Raw genomic sequence first — 18952 nt, 5'->3', positions numbered from 1 at the left:
TCCGGCTGGGGGTACCCAGCGGGAAGCTTACCAGCCCTTGTGGCTGATAATGCTCTGCACTTCCGCATTGCGGATGCGTTCCTCATGGGAGGCCTTGATGGCAAAGGCCATTTCGATTTTTGCGGCAAGGGCCTCTGTTTCCGCAGGTTTCAGGAGAAAGTCAAAGGCTCCCCGTTTCATGCCCTGAATGGCGGACTCCACAGTGGCATGGCCGCTGAGGAGAATGACCTGGATGAGGGGAGTTCTTTCCTTGATTCCCTTGAGGGTGTCAAGGCCGGAAAGCCCTGGCATCTGGAGATCCAGCACCACCACATCCGTTTCCTGAGGGGCTTCATCCAGGATTTCCAGGCAGCGGTTGCCGCTTTCTGCGGTTTTTACGGTAAAATTCCGCAGGGTCAGTCTTTCGGCGAGGGCGTCCACAAAGGGCGCTTCATCATCCACGAGCAGGACTTTGATTTTCATTTTTTTCTCCTTTATGGAAGGGCCTTGGGTTCCTTCCGGGGTCTGGGATGGTGCCTTTTTTTATCTTTTTTCCGCTTTTTTCATGCGGGGGCTTGCCATACGGGGACTCAGGAAATCTGATTATTCCGGAATCTCCTGTTTTTCGAGAAGGTCTGCATAGCTTTTTTTTAAGGTTTCAATGAGCCGGTTGATATCCGTGGGTTTCTGGAGATAGGCCGCAGCGCCCATGTCCAGGCAGCGGTTGCGATCCTCCTCTGTTCCGTGCCCGGAGAGGACAATGACGCCGATTTGCGGATAGTTTTTTCTGACCCATGCAAGGATTTCGAAACCGTTCATACCGGGCATTTTAAGGTCTATCAGAATGAGATCCGGCGGATCTTCTTCCAGGAGTTTCAGGGCATCCTTGCCGGAAAATACCGCATGGCTGGGAATGTTCCGCATCCGCAGGCGTTCGGCCAGGGTCTGGACGAATTCCTGTTCATCATCCACAAGAAGCAGTTTGAAATGGATGGATGGTTCATACTGGCGGTAGGCGCCCACGCTGGAAGAGGACGGGCCGAGGCAGATTTCCACATCCCGAACCCCCGCAATGTCCGAGGCAATGTGGTAGAGAGCATCGGCCAGGGCGGAGGGCTGGGGGGCTTTTTTGTCTACGGTGAGACGGATTTTGCCGCCCGAGGCTTCTACGCTGACACAGTGCCCCGCACAGCTAAGCGCCACTTCCACACGGGAGGCGAGGCGGAAGTCTTCCACAAGCCAGCGGTCTGTTTCCGTGATCCGGAAAGCGGGATCCTCCATTTTTTCAAGAAGAATATCCGCGATATGCCCGTTTTGTGTGTCCATGGAAAGGAGGCTGTGGTAGCGATCCGGATGCCAGGGCGGCGCATTCCAGAGGTGTTCCGTCCAGAGGGCGGCGCTGTGATCGGCCTTTTCGATTTCTTCTTTCGCCTCCCGTTCTGCAACCCCCATGCTCCGGGCCTGTGCCATGCGCCACTCCGGACTTGCCGTGATGAGGATGCGCAGCAGGTAGCGGAGCTGAGGCGGCAGGAGCAGGGCTGTGTGGCCGGTGAAGATCTGGCCTTCGGTTTCCACGGTGTGGGCCAGGGTGGATTTCAGGCAGGCGACGACATATTCCTTTTCATGGGTGAAACTGTTGAAGACACTGGCTCTGGCATACAGGGCTTTTTCAAGGATGGCGGGGCGGATGTGGTGGTTGCGGGAACAGCGCTCAATGATATCCGCATCCCGGAAGAGGCGGGATCGGGTTTTCTGGCAGAGCCTGTCTGTCAGGATGTCACTTCCGGTGTATCGCAGGCTGAAGAGGGAAAGGATGCTCATGGCGGCTCCTGAAGTCATCGGTGGACAGAGGGCTGTCCGGAATCCTCGAAAAAAAAGCAATATCTGAGCCAGAGTGCCTGTTTGGGAAGGTTTTTTTTTGAATTCTGCTGTCTTATATGACCGTATGGATGACAATGTTTTTTTGGATTCAGATACTTGTCCGGCCCAGAGCGCTTCCCTTCGGGAAGGCCTGAGCCGGAATGCTGCGGGAGGGAAGGGGGCCGGATAAAAAAAACGGGATGCATTTCAAAACATTATGAAACAATCCCAATGTGCTTGTTTTGAAACATTATGGGCCTTTTTCTGGTTTTTCCCTTCTCTCCTGAAAGTGAGCCGGTCAGGATGCAGGAACCGCCTCCTGCATTTTACGGATCAGCTCTTCAATGTTGAGGGGTTTCATCAGGTAATCAAAGGCTCCCAGGCGCATGCCCTCCATGCCTTCCCGGGTAGAGCCGTGTCCGGTGAGCAGAATGACGGGAATATCTTTCTGGATTTCCCTCAGGCGGGGCAGTACCTCCAGCCCGCTCATGCCGGGCATCATGAGATCCAGTACCACAAGGTCAAAGACTCCCGGTTCAAAACAGGAAAGCGCCGCTTCCCCATCTTCGGCCGTGCGTACCGTGTAGCCCCTCAGTTCCAGCCTTTCAGCCAGGGTCACCACAAATTCCTCTTCATCATCCACCAGCAGAATGCTTAAGCCTTTCCTCATGTTGCCTCCTTGTGCGGTATTTTTTCATTTTCCGTATCGGTATGGTTTCCCATGAGGGGAAGGGAGATGGTAAAGGTGCTGCCCTTTCCGTCTTCACTGCGTACCTGGATCTCCCCTCCCAGTTTTTTGACGATACCATAGGTGATGGAAAGCCCCAGACCCGTGCCGCTGTCTTTTTTCGTTGAAAAGAAGGGGTCAAAGATGTGTTTTTGGATTTCAGTGTTCATACCGCAGCCATTGTCTTCAATGGCGACCAGGATATTTTTTTTTCTGGTATCGAAGCGGGTGTGTATCCGGATGCAGCCTCCGTTTTCTACGGCGGCAAAGGCGTTGGTGAGGAGGTTGAGAAAGACCTGCTGCAACTGGCCTCTGTCCGAAACGATGGTGGGCAGGGAACTGTCCAGATGGAGCTGTGTGTCAATCTGGCGGTAAATGGCTTCCCGTTCCAGAAACCCCAGGGTCTCCGTAAGAATTCCGTTAAGCTCCAGTTCTTCAAAGTGAACCTCAATGCGGCGGGCAAAGCCTAAGAGCCTGTGGGTGATGGTACGGCAGCGCTCCACGGACTGGAGGATGTTTTTGGTGAGGGCCAGAAAACGGTCCTGGCGCTCGAAGGGTTCGGAAAGGGAGACCAGATCCTGCATCAGCCCCGCTTTTTCATTGATGATGGCCAGGGGGTTGTTGATCTCGTGGGCGACACCTGCGGCCAGTCGGCCGATGGAGGAAAGCTTCTGGGTATGCTGAAGCTCCTCAATGGCTGTGGAACGTCTTTCGTCTGCATTGCGGATACGCTGCACCAGCACATCCGCCACCCCCACAACGGCAAGAATGATGGCCACAAGCCCCACGCTGAAGACGACGAGCATTTCCATTTTCAGGGCATAGAAATTCTGGAGAAGAACGGAAAGGGGTTTGACAATGACCAGGGTATAGTCCGAGCGTACGGGGGCGAAGGCCACGAGAACATCCTGCCCCAGGATATCCCGGGTCTGGAGGATGTGGGTGCCGTGGAGACCCTGGGGAATGGGAAAGGGGCAGGGTTCCAGAATTTTCCCGTAAAACCGGGAGTGGGTCTGAAAGATGCCTTCGTGGTTCACAAGGAAGGCGTCGGATTCAGGATGCAGGGACATGCTGGCAATGAGGGCTTCATAGCGTTTCGTATCAATGGTGGCCCGGATGAACCAGGTCTGTCCCTCTTCACTCATGCGCTGTACGGCCATGACCACATGGGGAAATTTACGGTAGCCCAGGAAGACATCGGAAATGTACATCCCGCGCAGGGACGCTTCCTGAAAGGAGGGCTGCTGGGAATAATCCTTTCCCAGAAGGGCGTAAGGCCCTGAATATCCCACAAGGATGCCCTCACTGCTGATCAGCCCCAGATCCACAAAACCCGCGAATTCGGAACGCATGGTGCGCAGCACCCGTTGCAGGGTTTTTTCCGTCCGGAGCTCTTCATAGGTATAGGCACCGGCAATGAAGCGCAGGGTCGCCAGACGTTCTTCGATGAAAAGCTCAAAGGCGTGCCGGGTATCCTCGGCCATGACGTGGATGGGACGGCGGATCTCGCTTTCCAGATTGGTTCTGTACAGGCCGTAGTTGATGCCTGCCATGAGGGCCAGGGGGATGACACAGACCAGGCTCATGATGAGAATGATGTTGCGTTTCAGGGTGACATAACGCTGGGGGGAGATGCTGTCCTCGGGAAAGGTCAGCATGGTATTCACAGCCTTGTGCCAGAGACGTTTAAGCATGGCCCGCATCCTTTGGGTTTGGGATCCGCTGATGGAGAACGGCACCGGTGGTGAGCCGACCCTCCATGAAAAGAGTGACGGCTTTGCGCCATGGGCCCATGACGGAATCCAGAATGCGGACTTTTTTCCAGGAAAGGTACTGAAAGTATTCCTCTTCAATACCTCCGCAGATGAGCACGCCGATGCCGTCGCTGAGGATGAGGTGGCAGAGCTGTTCCGCAGAAGCCTGGGGCAGTACCATGATGCGTTCTTCGGGCTGGGGGTTGCCCATTTCCCGGATGAGAATCACCACTTCCGTGGCAAGATCAAAACGGGGGGCCACATCCTGACCGTAGATGGGAATCAGTATTTTTTCCATGGTGGTGTCCTCATGCGTCGATGCCATACTGCTTGATCTTGCGCCACAGGGTGCTGCGGCCCCAGCCCAGGAGGGTGGCGGCCTTGGATTTTCTGCCTCCTGCCTGCACCAGGGCGTTGAGAATCATCTGTCTTTCCACCGTATTCCAGGAGGCATCGTTGTTCTGCTGGGAAAAGAGCAGGGGACTGTGTTTTTCCGGTACCGGATGGGTGCTGACGGCGGGAGTGAGGAGATAGGTGGGAAGGTGATCGGTTTCTATGGTGTTTCTGGAACAGACATGCACCGCATATTCCACAATGTTCCGCAGCTCCCGGACGTTGCCCGGAAAGGTGTAGTCCAGAAGAATTCTCAGGGCTTCGGAGGAATAGCCCTTGAGGTTTTTTTTCAGGTGCTGGTTGAAGGTATTGAGGAAATGATCCAGCAGAAGGCGGATGTCGTCTTCCCTTTCCCTCAGGGAGGGCAGCTGCACCCGGGCCACGTTGAGGCGGAAGAGCAGATCCTGACGAAACGTCCCCTCCCTGACCATGGATTCCAGATTTCTGTGGGTGGCGGCAACAATGCGGACATTGGCGGGGAAGCCCTTGGTACTCCCTAAAGGATAGATGATGCGGTCATCGAGAAAGGTGAGGAGCTTGACCTGGAGGCTTAAGGACAGATCTCCGATTTCCGTGAGAAAGAGGGTACCGCCATGGGCGAGGCGGAACCGGCCCGGTTTGTTTTCATGGGCACCGGTAAAGGCCCCTTTCATATGTCCGAAAAGTTCGGATTCCATCAGGGTTTCCGGAAGGGCACCGCAGTTGACCTTGATGAAGGGTCCCCGGCTGCGTTCCGAATTCTGGTGCAGGGCTTCGGCCACGAGATCCTTGCCTGTCCCCGTTTCTCCGGTAATCAGGACAGAGGCATCGCTTTGGGCCAGGACAGGCAGAATCTGAAAGATTTTTTCCATCTGCGGACTGCGGCCCACCACTTTGGAAAAACTGTAGGCCTGCCGCTGTTTTTCTCCCAGCTCCCTCAGGGGCCTCAGATCTTCGATGGTTTCCAGAAAACCCATGGGAATACCGTTGGGATCGCAGAGGGAAGAGAGGGTCATGCGTACGGGAATACGCTGACGATCCCTGGAAAGGATATCCGTTTCCAGGCTCTGGCTTTCCCGTGTCTCCAGAATTTTTTGGAGGGGGCATTGCAGCATGCACTGGCGGCTGCGGAGAATATCCCGGCAGGGCAAGCCCAGGGCATGTTCCGAGGAAAAGCCCGTAAGGGCTTCAAACCCCTGGTTGACGCAGAGAATACGCCTGTCAGGATCCATGATCAGCGCCCCCATGGGCAGGAGATCCAGAAATTTCTGAAAATCCAGGGGTGCATGAAAGAGCGCGGTGATATGGGCAGTGGGCATGGCGGACTCCGGCCCTTGAAGCGTGGGTTGTGGTTTTGAAGGAATCCTGATAGCCGCCCTGGGCGGTTCCGGTTTCCTGTCAGGCCGGATCAGATCAGGTTCGGATCCGTGAAAAAAGACGATTTTTTCAGCTCTTACCTAGTATAAAGTCCATGCAGATGCAAGGGGATGTCTACATGGTATGAAAAGGTTCCGGGTTTTGGGATCGGGGGGCAGACCGCTTATACCATGAGATTGCCGTTGGGCCTTTCCGTGGGCTGGGGAGTGTTTTCAAAGGTTTCAACCAGACGTCTTTTTAAGTCTTCGCCGTCCGTTGCCACCCGGATGCGGGCGTACATGCTGTGACCAAAGGGATAGACGGCCATGGCATAGGGCAGCATTTTTTTGAACTGCCGGAATCCCCGAAGTTCTCCGAAGTGATGCTGATAGCGTGCCAGCATATGGAGCAGAAGGGGGAGGGGGGCTGGTGGCTGGGAAAGCCTGCCTGTCCAGTGCGCAAAAATCCAGGGCCGTGTCACGGCCATGCGGCCGATACTGAGTCCGTCGCATCCCGTTTCTTCCAGCATGCGCAGGCCGTCTTCCGGGGTAAAGAGGTTCCCGTTGCCCAAAACGGGGATCCTCACAGCCTCTTTGACAGCCCGGATATGCTGCCATCGGGGGGGCCGGGATCTGCGATCCGGAGAGACCCTGGGATGGAAGGTGAGAAAATCGCAGCCCGCAGATTCCAGATGCTTGGCAAAGGTTCTTGGGAAGGCGCTTTCGTCTTCCCAGCCGGTACGGAACTTCACGGAGAGGGGAATGCGGATGGCCGCCCGCACTTTTTCCACAATGGCAAGGGCCTTGTCCGGAGTTTTCAGCAGGGCGGCTCCTGCGCCCTGTTTGCAGATAGCGGCAACGGAACAGCCAAAATTCAGATCCACGCCGAAAAAGCCTTCCTTTTCAATGCGCTGTGCCGCCTTTGCCATGGTATCGGGATCTGAACCAAAAATCTGACAGACCAGGCGGGGCAGTTCCTCCTTTCGCCAGCGGAACATTTCTGAGATCGCCGGATTTTCGTGGGGCAGGGCACGGGCGCTGCACATTTCCGTGAACAGAAGACCGCAGCCTCCAAAATCCTCCACACACTCCCGGAAGGCCACATGGCCAAGACCCGCCATGGGTGCCAGGGCCAGGCGGTTTGTGAGGGTCTGGTTCCGGATTGTCAGGGGGCGGGACAGTTTTTCGATGAGCGTTTCCGGAGGCCTTGCATACCAGGATGTTCCGGAATGTGGCAGGGTGTGTGGCATGGTGCTTGACGCTTTCTTGCTGGCAGGGTTAAAGTGAAAAAAACACACAGGTCTTGCAGACGTTCTGCAAAAGTCAAAGATCATAGCGGAAGAGTTCTCCCCTGACCAGCTGGCTTTGCTGCACCCACAGGGAGGACTGTTTTTATCAAAGGATTGAGAATATGCGTATCGTTTTCTGGTGTTTTCTGTGGATCCTTCCTGTCTGGTTCTGGGCAGCCCCAGGCTTTGCCGAAGGGACGCCGCCTTCCCTGCTCCTTATACGGCATGGTGGGGCAGAGGAGAGTCTCGATTCTCCCACCCTGCTGGGCATGGCCTCGGAAATGGTGAGTCAGGATCCCAATTTTTCAGGAGAGCCTCCGGCGCGTTTTCGGGGGGTGCTGCTTTCAACGCTTCTGGATGCCCTTGAGGAAAGGGAAAGCAGCCTGATTCTTCTTTGTGAAGACCAGTACATGGCCCATTTTGATACGGATTTTGTGCGGGAGCAGGGGGCCATGCTGGCATGGGAACAGGACGGAAAGCCCATTTCCCGTCACAGGGGAGGCCCCCTGAAGGTGGTTTTCAGAAAGTCCGGGCTGCATCCTTCGGCCAATGCCTGGTATGTACAGGCCCTGATTCCCGGAAAAACGGGGGATATTCCCCTGCGGGTTGTAAAGGGAAAGAAGACCTGGGCCTTTTCACAGGATGCCGTTCTTCAGGCACCGGGACGTAGCCGGGAGATGTTGCCTCCCATTCCCAAGGGTTACCGTCATCTTTCCGTATATCCCAGCAAGAAAGCGGTTGAAGGCTTTGTACTGGCGGATCTTTTGGGCAGTCTGGAGCTTTCCTGGGAGACCCTGGTGCTGCGGCCCTTTGTGGGCCGGGAGCTGCGTCTGACAAGGGGAGAAGTGGAAAATATGGATTTTTTCCTGTTCTCACGCAAGGGAGGAAATCTGCTGCGTTCTTCCTGCGGAGGCCCCTGGGCGTTGTGGGCACCGGTTCATCTGCACCCTGAACTGGCGGGCAGGCTTCCCAATCCGGATGCCCTCTTTTTTGTACGTGAAATCCTTGTGGAATGAAAAGGGCTTTCAAGATGTCTTCTAAGCCGCGCCTGCAAACCCGTATGCTGGTTTTTATTTTTCTTGTGGTTTTCATACAGGTCGGAATTCTGGCTTTTTTGATCTCCAGCAGACTGGGAAGCGCTCTCAGGGAATCTGCTTACCGCAAGATTCAGGCTTCCATTCATGAAATTTCCCGTCGCAGTGGCCAGCTTCTCTACCACGCCAACTGGGCCAATCTTGCGGTGAACCTTTCCCATGATTTTCTCAATGATCCTGAAATAATCTATTTTTTTGTGACCGATACCGAAGGCCATATCCTGATTGCCCAGGATGAGGGGGTACTGGGAAGGGAAGATCCGGAGCTGGTTTCCTGGGAGCCTTCGGCCCTTCGGCTTGCGGAGCGTCGGAAAATATCTCTTTTCCCCTATGGCTCTCATGTGGAGCTGGAGATCCGTCATACCCGCCTGAAAAAAAGCGTTGCCTATATGGGAGAACACCGTGGAGAAGCGGGGCAGCCCGTACTGGATACCTTCTGCCCCCTGTACTATGGAGAAACCCTGATGGGCTATCTGCACATGGGGTTTTCGTCGGAGAGACTGCGGCGGCAGCTTGCCGAACAGCATATGCTGGTGGCAGTCGGAGGGGTTTTTCTGCTTATCGTCCTGGTGGGGGGCATCATCCTGGTGCTGAACCGTCATCTCCGGCCCCTGGCCCAGTTTACGAAGACACTGATTTACCTTGAAGATGCCGCCTCTCCCCAGGAGCTGCGACAGCGGCTTGAAGAGATGCGACCGGAGGAGATCAGGGTCAGCATTTTTGAGATGGAGGCCCTGCGGGATGGTTTTATCCGGATACGGCGTCAGCTGGTGGATAACTTTATCCAGCAGGAACATCTGATGGAAAAAACCCGGGTTCTTGCCGAGGAAGCCCATGGGGCAAATCAGGCCAAGGGGCAATTTCTGGCCAATATGAGCCATGAAATCCGGACTCCCCTGAACGGGGTCATTGGCATGGCGGAACTGCTTCTGGAGACCCGTCTCAGTCCTGTTCAGCGGAATTATGTTGAAATGATAAGGAATTCCGGAGATTCCCTTTTGGGAATCATCAGTGATGTGCTGGATCTTTCCAAGATTGAGGCCGGTCATGCAAATCTGTGCATGGAGCCTTTTCATCTGCGGGATCTGATGGAGGAAAGCCTTGATGTACTGGCTGTGGCCGCTGCGGGCAAGGGGATCGGACTTGTGGGCTGGATTGCCGAGTCTGTTCCCCTCTGTTTGTTGGGAGATCCTGCCCGCTTGAAGCAGGTTCTTGTGAATCTGGTGGGCAACGGGGTAAAATTTACGGAAAAGGGGGAGGTTGCCATCCGGGTCTTTTCCGTGGCGGAAACGGAAAAAGATCTTGTGCTGCGTTTTGAGATTTCGGATACGGGTATCGGTATTCCCGAAGATGTCCGGGGGCAGCTTTTTGAACCTTTTTCCCAGGGGGACAGTTCCATGAGCCGCCGTTACGGTGGCACAGGTCTGGGGCTTGTCATTTCACGGCAGCTGGTGCAGCTCATGGGGGGGGATATGGGGTTTTACCCCAATGCTTCCGGCGGAACCAGTTTCTGGTTTACCCTGGTGCTGACCCCCTCTGAACATACAGAGGAACCCCCTTTGCCTCTTCTGGCCGGTCAGCGGATCCTGCTGATGATTTCCCATCCCCTTCTGATCCAGTGCCTTGAATCCTGGCTGCGGCAATGGGGGGCGGATGTGGAAATCTCTTCTGAAGTCACATTGATTTCCGGTATGGGGTATTTTTCTCTCGTTCTGGTGGATGAGGATATGCGCGGGTTCGAGCGGCTGGAAGCAGAGGGCCTGCCTGGCCTGAAGGGCGAGGTGCTGTGGGGGCTGCTTTCCGCGGGGCTGTACCGGAGCGGCACCTCTTCTCTGGGAGACTCCTATGATTTCTGTTTGTCGAAACCCTTGAAATATGGACAGGTGCGCAGGATGGTTTTCGAAAAACTTCAGACAAAGCGGGAAGGCTTTATGACGGGAAGGAGGCTGTGATGCAGAGGAAAACGGGAGGAAGGTCTTTCTTTGTCTGGTTTCTTCTGGTCGTAACAGCGGCTTGCTGGGCCTGTGACCGCAGTATGGCCATGGTGGATTTTGAGGGAAAAACCATGGGAACCACCTGGCATCTGCGCTGTGTGCTTCCTGCTTCCCGGAACGCCGAAGCCCTTCACGTCCTGCTGGAAGAAAAACTGTCCCAGATTAATCTTTCCATGTCCGCCTTTTTGAAGGACAGCACCCTTTCCCGGTTCAATCGCCTGAAGGCCGGTGAAAGTCTGGTGCCGGATGTCCTTTTCCAAAGGGTGCTGGCCGTTTCTTCAGAACTTCACCGCATCAGTGGAGGAGCCTTTGACCCCACCGTGCTGCCCCTTGTGAATCTCTGGGGATTCGGGCCGGAGGGGTATCAGGGCAGGGTTCCCGAAAAAGGGGCGCTGAAAGAGGCCAGGGGACAGGTGGGCTTTGAAAAGCTTGTTTTTTATGAAGATGGACGCATCGGTAAAAAAACGGACGGGGTAAAGCTGGATTTCGGGGCCATAGCCAAGGGTTTTGGCGTGGATATGCTGGCCGAAACTCTGGAAAGTCAGGGGATTCGGCACTACCTTGTGGAAATTGGCGGCGAGGTGCGGGTATCCGGGTGCAGACCCGATGGCAGCCCCTGGAGGGTGGGAATTTCCCGTCCCCTGCCCGGCGCGTCCCCTGCGGATATTTTCACGCGTCTGGAGATGTGCGAGGGCGCTCTGGCCACCAGCGGGGATTACAGAAATTTTTTTGAATCCGGCGGCAGACGTTTTTCCCATGTGATGAATCCTGTGACAGGCATGCCCGTGGATACAGGTATCATCAGTGCGTCGGTGCGCCATGCAGACTGCATGGTGGCCGATGGTCTGGCAACGGCCATTATGGTCATGGGCATGGATGCGGCACGGCAGATGGTGCTGGGACTGGACGGGGTGGAGGCGCTCATTGTCCTGGAAACGGGTGAAAAAACGGCGGAAAGCTGGATGAGTCCTGGGTTTATGGAAAAAGAGCCTTGACGCATGATGATAATGGGATAGTACTGGGAACCATGAATCTGTGCGGCCCTGGGCTGCACCTTTTACGTGAAGACAACCGACATGAAAAGAATCCAAAGGAGACGGGATGGCGGAGAGCAGCTATTATCTTGTTGAAAAGAAAGGCCCTGTGGCCTGGGTTTACCTGAATCGTCCGGAAAAGAAGAACGCCATGCACCTTCCCGCCTGGGAAGAGGCACCGGCCATTTATGCGGAGCTGGATGCGGATCCGGAAGTCCGGGTGATCGTGGTGGCGGCCAGGGGACCGGCTTTCTGTGCCGGCATTGATCTTATGGGGATGGTGGGAGCCATGCCGGAGCTGATGGAAGAGCAGAAGGGCGGGGTGAAGTGGCGTTTTATTCCCAAGATCAAGATGCTTCAGGAAACCATGACCTGCATTGACCGCTGCCGCAAGCCCGTGATTGCTGCGGTGCATGGGTTCTGCATCGGTGCGGGGCTTGACATGATCAGTGCCTGCGACATCCGGCTGTGCACCGAGGATGCCACCTTCTGCCTGAAGGAAGCTGCCGTGGGATTTGTGGCGGATGTGGGCTCCTTGCAGCGGGTTCCCCGCATTGTGGGAGAAGGGGTTGCCCGTGAGCTGGCCTTTACAGCAAAAACCATTGATGCCCGCAGAGCCCTGGCCGTACGGCTGGTCAATGAGGTCTATCCGGATCAGGAAAGCCTCATGGCCGCAGCTGAAGCCATGGCCCTGGAAATAGCAGGCAATTCGCCTCTGGCGGTGCAGGCCTCTAAAGATGTCCTGAATTTTGGCCGGGGCCGAACCGTGGGGGATGGCCTGGATTATGTGGCGACCATCAGTGCCAATATTGTGCCTTCCGATGACCTGATGGAGGCGTTTACGGCCTTTGCAGAGCGCAGGGCACCGAAGTTTACGGGAAAATAGACCTTTTTCAGCAGGTGAAGGCTGCGGTGTTGCCCCTGGTTTCGGGGTATGCACCGCAGTTTTTTTTGTGTAAGGAATGGGCTGGATCCGGACGGGCTTTTTCGTTTGAGGCCATGTCTTTTTTTTTATTCTATGGAAGAAAGGTCGGGTTTTCCTGCCCATGAAATTTTATATCGAAACCTTGGGGTGTGCCCGGAATCAGGTGGACAGTGAGATTCTCACCGGCCATCTTTTGCAGGCGGGCTTTGTGAAGACACGTGAGGCTGAGGATGCAGAGGCGATCATTGTCAATACCTGCGGTTTTATCCAGGACGCCATTGACGGCTCCATTGATGCCATTTTAGATCTGGTACCATACCGTAAAAAAGGAAGCTGCCAGACGTTCATTGTGGCGGGCTGTCTTCCGGAACGCTTTCAGGAAGATATTGAAAGCGCCCTTCCGGAGGTGGATTTTTTCGCAGGAACCGCTGCATATTTTTCCATCATCGATTTTCTGGAGAAAAAGGAAGTTCTTCTGAACGCGGAAAACCGTGTCTGCTGTCCTGCCCCGGAAAGCGCCCCTCTGCATAACGCTTTTATGCCAAGGCTTGTGAGCCAGAGCCATTTTGCCTATATCAAGATCGCAGAAGGCTGTTCCAGACACTGTACCTACTGCATTATTCCCCACCTGCGCGGGGTGCAGCGCAGCCGATCCCTGAAAGATATCGTGGAGGAAGCCAAGGTGCTGGTGGCCCATGGTATCCGTGAGCTGGTGCTGGTGGCCCAGGAGACAACGGATTGGGGGCGGGATCTGAAGACAGACCATACCCTCACGGATCTTGTGGCTGCGGTGTGTGATGCGGTGGGAGAAAGAATCTGGGTGCGGCTTCTCTATGGCCATCCCGAAAGTCTCAGTGACAGTCTGCTGGATCTCATGGCGCAGAGAAAAAATATCTGTCCCTATCTGGATCTTCCCGTACAGCATGCCTCGGATACGGTACTGCGCCGCATGGGGCGGCCCTATACCCGGGCGTTTCTGACAGCACTTTTTGCCCGCATCCGGGAGAAGGTTCCCGGCGTTGCGCTGCGCACCACCCTGATTACGGGTTTCCCCGGTGAAACGGAGACGGATTTTTTAAGCCTTCTTGATTTTGTCAAAGAAATCCGTTTTGATCACCTGGGCGTTTTTACCTATTCCGATATGGACGACCTGCCTTCCCATCACCTCCCGGGGCATATCGCACCGGAGGTGGCTGCTGCCCGCAGGGATGCCATTATGGAAGTACAGGCGGGGATCTCCTGGGAAAAAAACCAGCAGCGGCTGGGGCAGCGTTATCCTGTTCTGATTGAGGCCCTGGTGGAAGGGGACATGGCCGAGGGCCGTACACCCTTTCAGGCCCCGGAGGTGGATGGCATTACCTATGTGGACGGGGAGTCGCTTGCGGAGGCGGATATGGTGGATGTCCTGATTACCGATGCCTTTGACTATGACCTTGCGGGAAATGTGGTGGATCCATGGGAGACCTGAAATCAAAGATTGTAGCGGCTGTATCGGAGGATCTGGAGGCTATCGAAGGGCGGCTTGAGGCAAACCTGACACCGGAATTGCCCCTGGTGCGGGAGATTGCAGGCCATATTCTTTTTTCCGGAGGAAAACGGCTGCGTCCCCTTCTCTGTGTACTGGTGTACCGGAGCCTTGGCGGACGGGAGGCTTTTGTTCTGGATGTAGCGGGTATTTTTGAGTTTCTGCATGCCGCTACCCTGATCCACGATGATGTGGTGGATGAGGCCCTGCGCCGCAGGGGGAGGGCTGCAGTGCATACGGTTTTCGGGGCTGCGGAGGCGGTGCTGACCGGGGATTTTCTTCTGGCCCGGTCCCTGAACCTTGCGGCCAGAACCCGAAACCCCGAGATCATTGCCACCATTGCCCGCATTACGGAAGAGATGGCTCAGGGGGAGATTGAGCAGCTTCGCAACAAGGGAGATCTGGATCTTTCCGAAGCCCGGTATGACCGGGTGATCGCCCGCAAGACCGCTGTTCTTATTGAAGGTGCCTGTAAGACCGGAGCCTTGCTTGCCGGGGCGGATGACGAAAAGGTGGCTGCTGCGGCCTGCTACGGCCGGGAACTGGGCATGGCTTTTCAGATGGCGGATGATCTTCTGGATTATACGGAAGATGAGCAGACCCTGGGGAAAAGACCCGGTGCGGATCTGCGGGAAGGCAAGGCCACCCTGCCCCTTATCCGTACCCTGGAAACGGCGGATTCGGAGTTCTCCGCCTTTTTGCGCAGGATTGCGGGAACGGAGTTTTCCGCAGAGGATTTTATCCGCGTGAAGGCGGGGGTGATGGCCTCAGGAGGCCTGGACTGGACCCACAGACGGGCCCGCGCCCATGTGGATGCGGCAAAACGTGCGCTGGAGAGTCTGCCCCAGAGTGCGGAAAGGGAGACCCTGATTCTGCTGGCGGAGTATGCTCTCCTGCGCAGGAACTGAGAGAAGGTGGTAATCACTTTCAATTTAGCGGAGCGGAATATGGTGAAAAAATATTGGGAATGTATTCTGATACTGCTTCTTCTTGGGTTTTTGGGGGCTTCGGCTCAGGAACAGGTGACCGGATCCTTTCTCGTGATGGTTACGGTCAGTACCCAAAGCCAGGGGGCTGTGGATCTCAGAAATCAGGCGGAGCAGAAAGCCCTGCGCCAGGCTGTGGAGCGTTTTATTCTGGAAAACCTTCCGGAAGACCGGATGCAGGAGGGACTGAGCCGCCTGACTCCCCTTCTGCTGGAGGATCCCGGCACCTATGTCCGGGATTTTCGTATTCTGGGTACGGTTCAGGAAGGGGAGAGCTATCGTCTTGTGGCAAGGGTTTCCGTGGATGCGGGAGGTCTGACCCGGCGCATGGAGGATATGGGGCTGGGCTTTTCCCGCCTGCCGGGAATCCTGTTCATGGTTTCGGAACAGGGGCTGGAAGATGCGGAGCCACGCAGATGGTGGGATCCGGATGCCCGAATTTCCAGGACAGGGGGGCGTTCCATGGAGGCTCTGGTGACGGCGATGGGGAATGCGGGATTCAACGTCCTGATACCCGATGACCGTTCCCTTTTTGCGGATGGGAGCAGCCCTTCCGCCGTGCTGGACAACCGTGAAGCCCGGCGTATTGCCGCCCTTTTCGGGGCACCGGTTGTGCTTGTGGGCCGGGCAGAGGCGGTGTCTGAAGGCCGTATGGGGGAAGGGCTGGAAGCTTTCAGGGGGGGCCTTTTTCTGGTTGCCCTGGATACGGAGACAGGTGATATTCTGGCTGAGGTGGAGGATTCTCAGGTGGTTCTCAATGCCTCTGCCGCTGCAGGGGAAAGGGAAGCCCTTTATCAGGCAGGAACAAGGGTTGGGAGCCGTATGGCCACAGAGCTGCAAACGGCCTGGTTGCACAGAGCCGCCCTGAAGACGGCGGTTTCCGAGATTCGTATGGAAATCCGGGGGGACAATTATCTTTCCCGTTTCGTTTCTTTCCGCAAAATTCTTGCGGAGACGGAAGGGGTTGTCTCCATCGAAAGGCGGGAGATCACGGCCAGGGGGATGGAAATCCGGGTTCGTTATCAGGGGAGTGCCGCTGCCCTTGCCGCAGCTCTTCTTGGGAAAAAATATGACCGTCTGGGGATTCAGATTTCTGAAGTAGAAGAAAACAGCCTGCGGGTTACACTGCATGCCGCGCCTTAGGCCTGCCCGTCAGCAAGGATGGGCTTCTGTAAAAAAAAATATCGGATTTACCATAAAAATCTGAATTATCATGTTTTTTGTCTTTCTTACTCTCCGCCGGAGAACAGGGTGTCATGAAGCATATCCATGATCAGGAAAAACGACAGCTTGAAAAGCTGTTTCTTCAGGAAGGGATTGATCAGATTGAGGGGCGTCTTTTTGTCATGGATACCTTTCTGGATACGGAAACGCATCCCACCTTCGATGAGTTGCACCGGAAAGTCCGTGCCCTGCGTCCGGATCTTGATCCCCTGTTTGTGTCCGAAACCCTGGATCTCATGCATCGTTTCGGGTTTGTCCGCAAGCTGCATCTGGAAGGTGAACCCTTACGCTTTGAGCACCATCATATCGGGCAGCACCATGACCACCTGATCTGTAACCGCTGTGGAAAGATTCTTGAATTTGAAGATGCGGATCTTGAGGCCCTGCAGGAGCGTATTGCAACTCGCCATGGTTTTATCCTGCTGCAGCATCGCATGGAGCTTTATGGGCTTTGCGAAAGCTGTAACCTGGAGAGGGATGGGGGCATGACTCTGGCCCAGGCCAGAATAGGGGAAAGGCTTTTTATTGATGCCTTTCTTGGAGGCAGTACCTGCCGTATGCGGCTTCTCAGCATGGGACTCCGGGTGGGAGACCCCATCGAGGTGATCAGCAGCCAGGGCCGGGGGCATGTGGTGGTGGCTGTGGAAGGACGCCGCTATTCTCTGGGGACAGGTATTACGGAGAAAATTCTTGTACGCAGGACAAGGCCTGATACGAGCTGTCCGGTTCCCGGCCTGATAACACGGGAAAACTGCCCTCACAGGTTCCCGGAAGAGACCGCAGACGCCCGTCAGGTATTTCTTTCCAGTATGAAGGAAGGGGAGCAGGGACGGATTGTCAGGGTCGGCGGGTGCAGTATGGTGCAGCGGCGTATGCTGGAGATGGGGCTGGTTCCGGGCACTCCTGTGCGTGTGGAAAAATACCTTCCCCTGCGCAATCCCATGGAGGTGGATGTGCGGGGGATTCCCGTTTCTCTTCGGGTCAGTGAGGCGCGTCATATCCTGATGGAAAAAGAATGGGGAGAGACCTCAACGGTTGTATAGCCCTTTTGGCTGTGGGGCTGTTTTTTGGGGGATTTCTTCCCCTTGCCTTGATTTTTCTGGTGATTCCTTTACCCTGACGAAAATCATGGCGTACAGATATTTTTTTAACGGAAAAAGGCATAAAGGAGGCAATCTTGACCCAGGAAACGGAAAGGCACAAAGGAACAGGATGGCGGTTTGTAGGGCTTATCGTTTGTTTCTTCGGCTTGTTTTCCATGGCTTTTGCCGCAGAGCGGATGACGGTGGAAGGAGCCATGGTGAATATCCGCTCCGGCCCGGGAACAGAGCATTCCGTACTCTGGCAGGCTGAGGCCAATTATCCTGTGGAAGTGCTGGAGAAGAAAAACGGCTGGGTACGCTTTCGGGATTTTGAGGGCTACGAAGGCTGGGTTTCTGAAAAACTGATGGGCCGTACCCCTTCCGTGGTTGTGAAAAATCCCAAAGCCAATGTTCGCTCCGGGCCGGGAACCCAGCACTCCGTTGTTTTTACTTCGGAAAAGGGCGTGCCGTTTCGGGTGCTGGGCAGGCAGGATGCCTGGATACGTGTCCGGCATGCAGATGGAGATGAGGGCTGGCTCCATAGCAGCCTTGTGTGGTGATTTCAGGGCAGGTTTTCCGGAGCTGTTTTTTTGTCGGAACGGTGCGTTTTCGCAGGTATGACCAGAAATGCGAAACGGTTTTTTGTCGGGTCTTATGTCGGTATGTCGGCGTCTTGTTCAGCATGGCGTATGGGAAGAAGGGGATCGTATGGATGTGAGAGGCCGTATTCAGGCCAGAGGGAAGGGCATTGTGGGTGTGGGATCGGCCCTTACGGATATTCTTGTACAGACTTCAGATGCGGTGCTGCGCAGCATCAGTGAGGTAAAGGGGGGGATGACCCTTGTGGATTCGGCATTTCTGGATGCCTGTCTGTCCCGCATTCCCCAGATTCCGGAAATTGTCCCCGGAGGTGCTGCCTGCAACACCATGCAGGGACTGGCCCGTCTGGGGGGACATGCTTTTTTTGTGGGGAAAAGGGGGATGGATGCTACGGGAACATCCTTTGAGTCGGCGTTGCAGGCTTCAGGTGTGGTACCCTTTCTTTCCACATCCGTGACATCCTCTGGCAGGGTTCTTTCCCTCATTACTCCCGATGCCCAGAGATCCATGTTTACGTTTCTGGGAGCTTCTTCGGAACTGCTTCCGGAGAACCTTCCCGAGGAGCTTTTTCGGGGAGTCAGCCTGGTTTTCATGGAAGGCTATCTTTTTTTTAATCCGGATCTGGCGCTGGCTGTGCTGGAAAAGGCCCGTAGTGCCGGGGCTGTTATCGCCATGGATCTTGCAAGTTTTACGGTGGTTGAAGCCGCAGGGGCACTTCTTCATGAGCGGGTGAAGACCTTTGTGGATATTCTCATTGCCAATGAGGATGAAGCCTTGGCCTATACGGGATTTTCGGAACCGGAAAAAGCCCTGGACGCCATGGCTGCCGACGCAGAACTGGTGGTGCTGAAGCTCGGGTCAGAAGGCAGCCGTGTCCGGCTTGGCAATGAAACGTTTGTGATTCCCGCGTACGCGGGAAAGGACGTTGTGGATACAACGGGAGCCGGTGATCTGTGGGCTGCGGGCTTTTTGTATGGCCTGGTGGAAGGGGCTGATCTGCAGGCCTGCGGTGCCCTGGCTTCGGCCTGCGGGTATGAAGTCTGTTGTGTGATCGGTGCACAGATTGCAGAAGAAGGCTGGAAGCGGATCCGGTCCCGTTTTTTATCCCCGGATGGCGGGGTGGTTCTGAATCTTTCTTGAGGAGAGCATCGG

At 55.4% G+C, this 18952-nt stretch carries 17 protein-coding genes; 10 read left to right on the top strand and 7 right to left on the bottom strand.

Going from position 1 to position 18952, the window contains the following annotated elements:
• Positions 1-27: 27 nt before the first annotated feature.
• From BR04_RS09035 to BR04_RS09005, 7 genes are all read right to left on the bottom strand, one after another.
• On the bottom strand, positions 28-462 hold the full coding sequence (locus BR04_RS09035; protein ID WP_496355674.1) for a response regulator: 435 nt from the start codon (positions 460-462) through the stop codon (positions 28-30).
• Positions 463-582: 120 nt separating this feature from the next.
• On the bottom strand, positions 583-1800 hold the full coding sequence (locus BR04_RS09030; protein ID WP_496355673.1) for a response regulator: 1218 nt from the start codon (positions 1798-1800) through the stop codon (positions 583-585).
• Positions 1801-2137: 337 nt separating this feature from the next.
• A complete protein-coding gene (locus BR04_RS09025) occupies positions 2138-2509 on the bottom strand; it encodes a response regulator (RefSeq protein ID WP_496355672.1) in 372 nt (123 codons plus the stop codon).
• Complete coding sequence (locus BR04_RS09020) at positions 2506-4260, bottom strand: sensor histidine kinase (protein ID WP_496355671.1); 1755 nt, start codon at positions 4258-4260, stop codon at positions 2506-2508. The genes BR04_RS09025 and BR04_RS09020 overlap by 4 nt, the downstream gene beginning before the upstream one ends.
• Positions 4253-4618: a NifB/NifX family molybdenum-iron cluster-binding protein gene (locus tag BR04_RS09015; RefSeq protein ID WP_496355670.1), complete on the bottom strand. Its 366-nt coding sequence runs from the start codon at positions 4616-4618 to the stop codon at positions 4253-4255. The genes BR04_RS09020 and BR04_RS09015 overlap by 8 nt, the downstream gene beginning before the upstream one ends.
• A 10-nt stretch (positions 4619-4628) precedes the next feature.
• The gene (locus BR04_RS09010; protein ID WP_496355669.1) at positions 4629-6011 is read right to left on the bottom strand and encodes a sigma-54 interaction domain-containing protein; all 1383 of its coding nucleotides are present in this window, start codon (positions 6009-6011) and stop codon (positions 4629-4631) included.
• 221 nt (positions 6012-6232) lie between these two features.
• The gene (locus BR04_RS09005; protein ID WP_496355668.1) at positions 6233-7297 is read right to left on the bottom strand and encodes a tRNA dihydrouridine synthase; all 1065 of its coding nucleotides are present in this window, start codon (positions 7295-7297) and stop codon (positions 6233-6235) included.
• A gap of 161 nt (positions 7298-7458) precedes the next feature.
• On the opposite strand from BR04_RS09005, the gene BR04_RS09000 reads away from it, so the two are divergent.
• From BR04_RS09000 to BR04_RS08955, 10 genes are all read left to right on the top strand, one after another.
• Positions 7459-8352 carry a molybdopterin-dependent oxidoreductase gene (locus BR04_RS09000; protein WP_496355667.1) on the top strand — a complete coding sequence of 298 codons (894 nt, stop codon included), beginning with the start codon at positions 7459-7461 and terminating at the stop codon, positions 8350-8352.
• 14 nt (positions 8353-8366) lie between these two features.
• The gene (locus tag BR04_RS08995; protein ID WP_496355666.1) at positions 8367-10382 is read left to right on the top strand and encodes an ATP-binding protein; all 2016 of its coding nucleotides are present in this window, start codon (positions 8367-8369) and stop codon (positions 10380-10382) included.
• Positions 10382-11419, top strand: a complete 1038-nt coding sequence (locus BR04_RS08990) for an FAD:protein FMN transferase (protein WP_496355665.1) — start codon at positions 10382-10384, stop codon at positions 11417-11419. Before BR04_RS08995 ends, BR04_RS08990 begins: the two co-directional genes overlap by 1 nt.
• Before the next feature lie 106 nt (positions 11420-11525).
• Positions 11526-12344 (top strand): crotonase/enoyl-CoA hydratase family protein, encoded by an 819-nt coding sequence (locus BR04_RS08985; protein ID WP_496355664.1) that lies wholly within the window; start codon positions 11526-11528, stop codon positions 12342-12344.
• 160 nt (positions 12345-12504) lie between these two features.
• Entirely contained in the window at positions 12505-13851 is a 1347-nt protein-coding gene (gene rimO, locus BR04_RS08980) for a 30S ribosomal protein S12 methylthiotransferase RimO (protein WP_496355663.1), read from the top strand.
• Positions 13839-14816, top strand: coding sequence for a polyprenyl synthetase family protein (locus BR04_RS08975; protein ID WP_496355662.1), 978 nt, complete (start codon positions 13839-13841; stop codon positions 14814-14816). Before rimO ends, BR04_RS08975 begins: the two co-directional genes overlap by 13 nt.
• A gap of 39 nt (positions 14817-14855) precedes the next feature.
• Positions 14856-16037: a hypothetical protein gene (locus BR04_RS08970; protein WP_496355661.1), complete on the top strand. Its 1182-nt coding sequence runs from the start codon at positions 14856-14858 to the stop codon at positions 16035-16037.
• A 113-nt stretch (positions 16038-16150) separates the two neighbouring features.
• Positions 16151-17161 carry a FeoA domain-containing protein gene (locus BR04_RS08965; RefSeq protein ID WP_496355660.1) on the top strand — a complete coding sequence of 337 codons (1011 nt, stop codon included), beginning with the start codon at positions 16151-16153 and terminating at the stop codon, positions 17159-17161.
• A gap of 134 nt (positions 17162-17295) precedes the next feature.
• Positions 17296-17760 (top strand): SH3 domain-containing protein, encoded by a 465-nt coding sequence (locus tag BR04_RS08960; RefSeq protein WP_496355659.1) that lies wholly within the window; start codon positions 17296-17298, stop codon positions 17758-17760.
• 148 nt (positions 17761-17908) lie between these two features.
• Positions 17909-18940, top strand: coding sequence for an adenosine kinase (locus BR04_RS08955; RefSeq protein WP_496355658.1), 1032 nt, complete (start codon positions 17909-17911; stop codon positions 18938-18940).
• Positions 18941-18952: the final 12 nt, after the last annotated feature.

The organism is Desulfobotulus sapovorans DSM 2055 (assembly GCF_059569355.1).
This window is presented reverse-complemented; position numbering and strand designations above follow the sequence as displayed.

Bases quoted from the DNA above. Each gene is read 5' to 3' on its own strand.
- BR04_RS09035 (WP_496355674.1), bottom strand. From the start codon at position 462: ATGAAAATCAAAGTCCTGCTCGTGGATGATGAAGCGCCCTTTGTGGAC.
- BR04_RS09030 (WP_496355673.1), bottom strand. From the start codon at position 1,800: ATGAGCATCCTTTCCCTCTTCAGCCTGCGATACACCGGAAGTGACATC.
- BR04_RS09025 (WP_496355672.1), bottom strand. From the start codon at position 2,509: ATGAGGAAAGGCTTAAGCATTCTGCTGGTGGATGATGAAGAGGAATTT.
- BR04_RS09020 (WP_496355671.1), bottom strand. From the start codon at position 4,260: ATGCTTAAACGTCTCTGGCACAAGGCTGTGAATACCATGCTGACCTTT.
- BR04_RS09015 (WP_496355670.1), bottom strand. From the start codon at position 4,618: ATGGAAAAAATACTGATTCCCATCTACGGTCAGGATGTGGCCCCCCGT.
- BR04_RS09010 (WP_496355669.1), bottom strand. From the start codon at position 6,011: ATGCCCACTGCCCATATCACCGCGCTCTTTCATGCACCCCTGGATTTT.
- BR04_RS09005 (WP_496355668.1), bottom strand. From the start codon at position 7,297: ATGCCACACACCCTGCCACATTCCGGAACATCCTGGTATGCAAGGCCT.
- BR04_RS09000 (WP_496355667.1), top strand. From the start codon at position 7,459: ATGCGTATCGTTTTCTGGTGTTTTCTGTGGATCCTTCCTGTCTGGTTC.
- BR04_RS08995 (WP_496355666.1), top strand. From the start codon at position 8,367: ATGTCTTCTAAGCCGCGCCTGCAAACCCGTATGCTGGTTTTTATTTTT.
- BR04_RS08990 (WP_496355665.1), top strand. From the start codon at position 10,382: ATGCAGAGGAAAACGGGAGGAAGGTCTTTCTTTGTCTGGTTTCTTCTG.
- BR04_RS08985 (WP_496355664.1), top strand. From the start codon at position 11,526: ATGGCGGAGAGCAGCTATTATCTTGTTGAAAAGAAAGGCCCTGTGGCC.
- rimO (WP_496355663.1), top strand. From the start codon at position 12,505: ATGAAATTTTATATCGAAACCTTGGGGTGTGCCCGGAATCAGGTGGAC.
- BR04_RS08975 (WP_496355662.1), top strand. From the start codon at position 13,839: ATGGGAGACCTGAAATCAAAGATTGTAGCGGCTGTATCGGAGGATCTG.
- BR04_RS08970 (WP_496355661.1), top strand. From the start codon at position 14,856: ATGGTGAAAAAATATTGGGAATGTATTCTGATACTGCTTCTTCTTGGG.
- BR04_RS08965 (WP_496355660.1), top strand. From the start codon at position 16,151: ATGAAGCATATCCATGATCAGGAAAAACGACAGCTTGAAAAGCTGTTT.
- BR04_RS08955 (WP_496355658.1), top strand. From the start codon at position 17,909: ATGGATGTGAGAGGCCGTATTCAGGCCAGAGGGAAGGGCATTGTGGGT.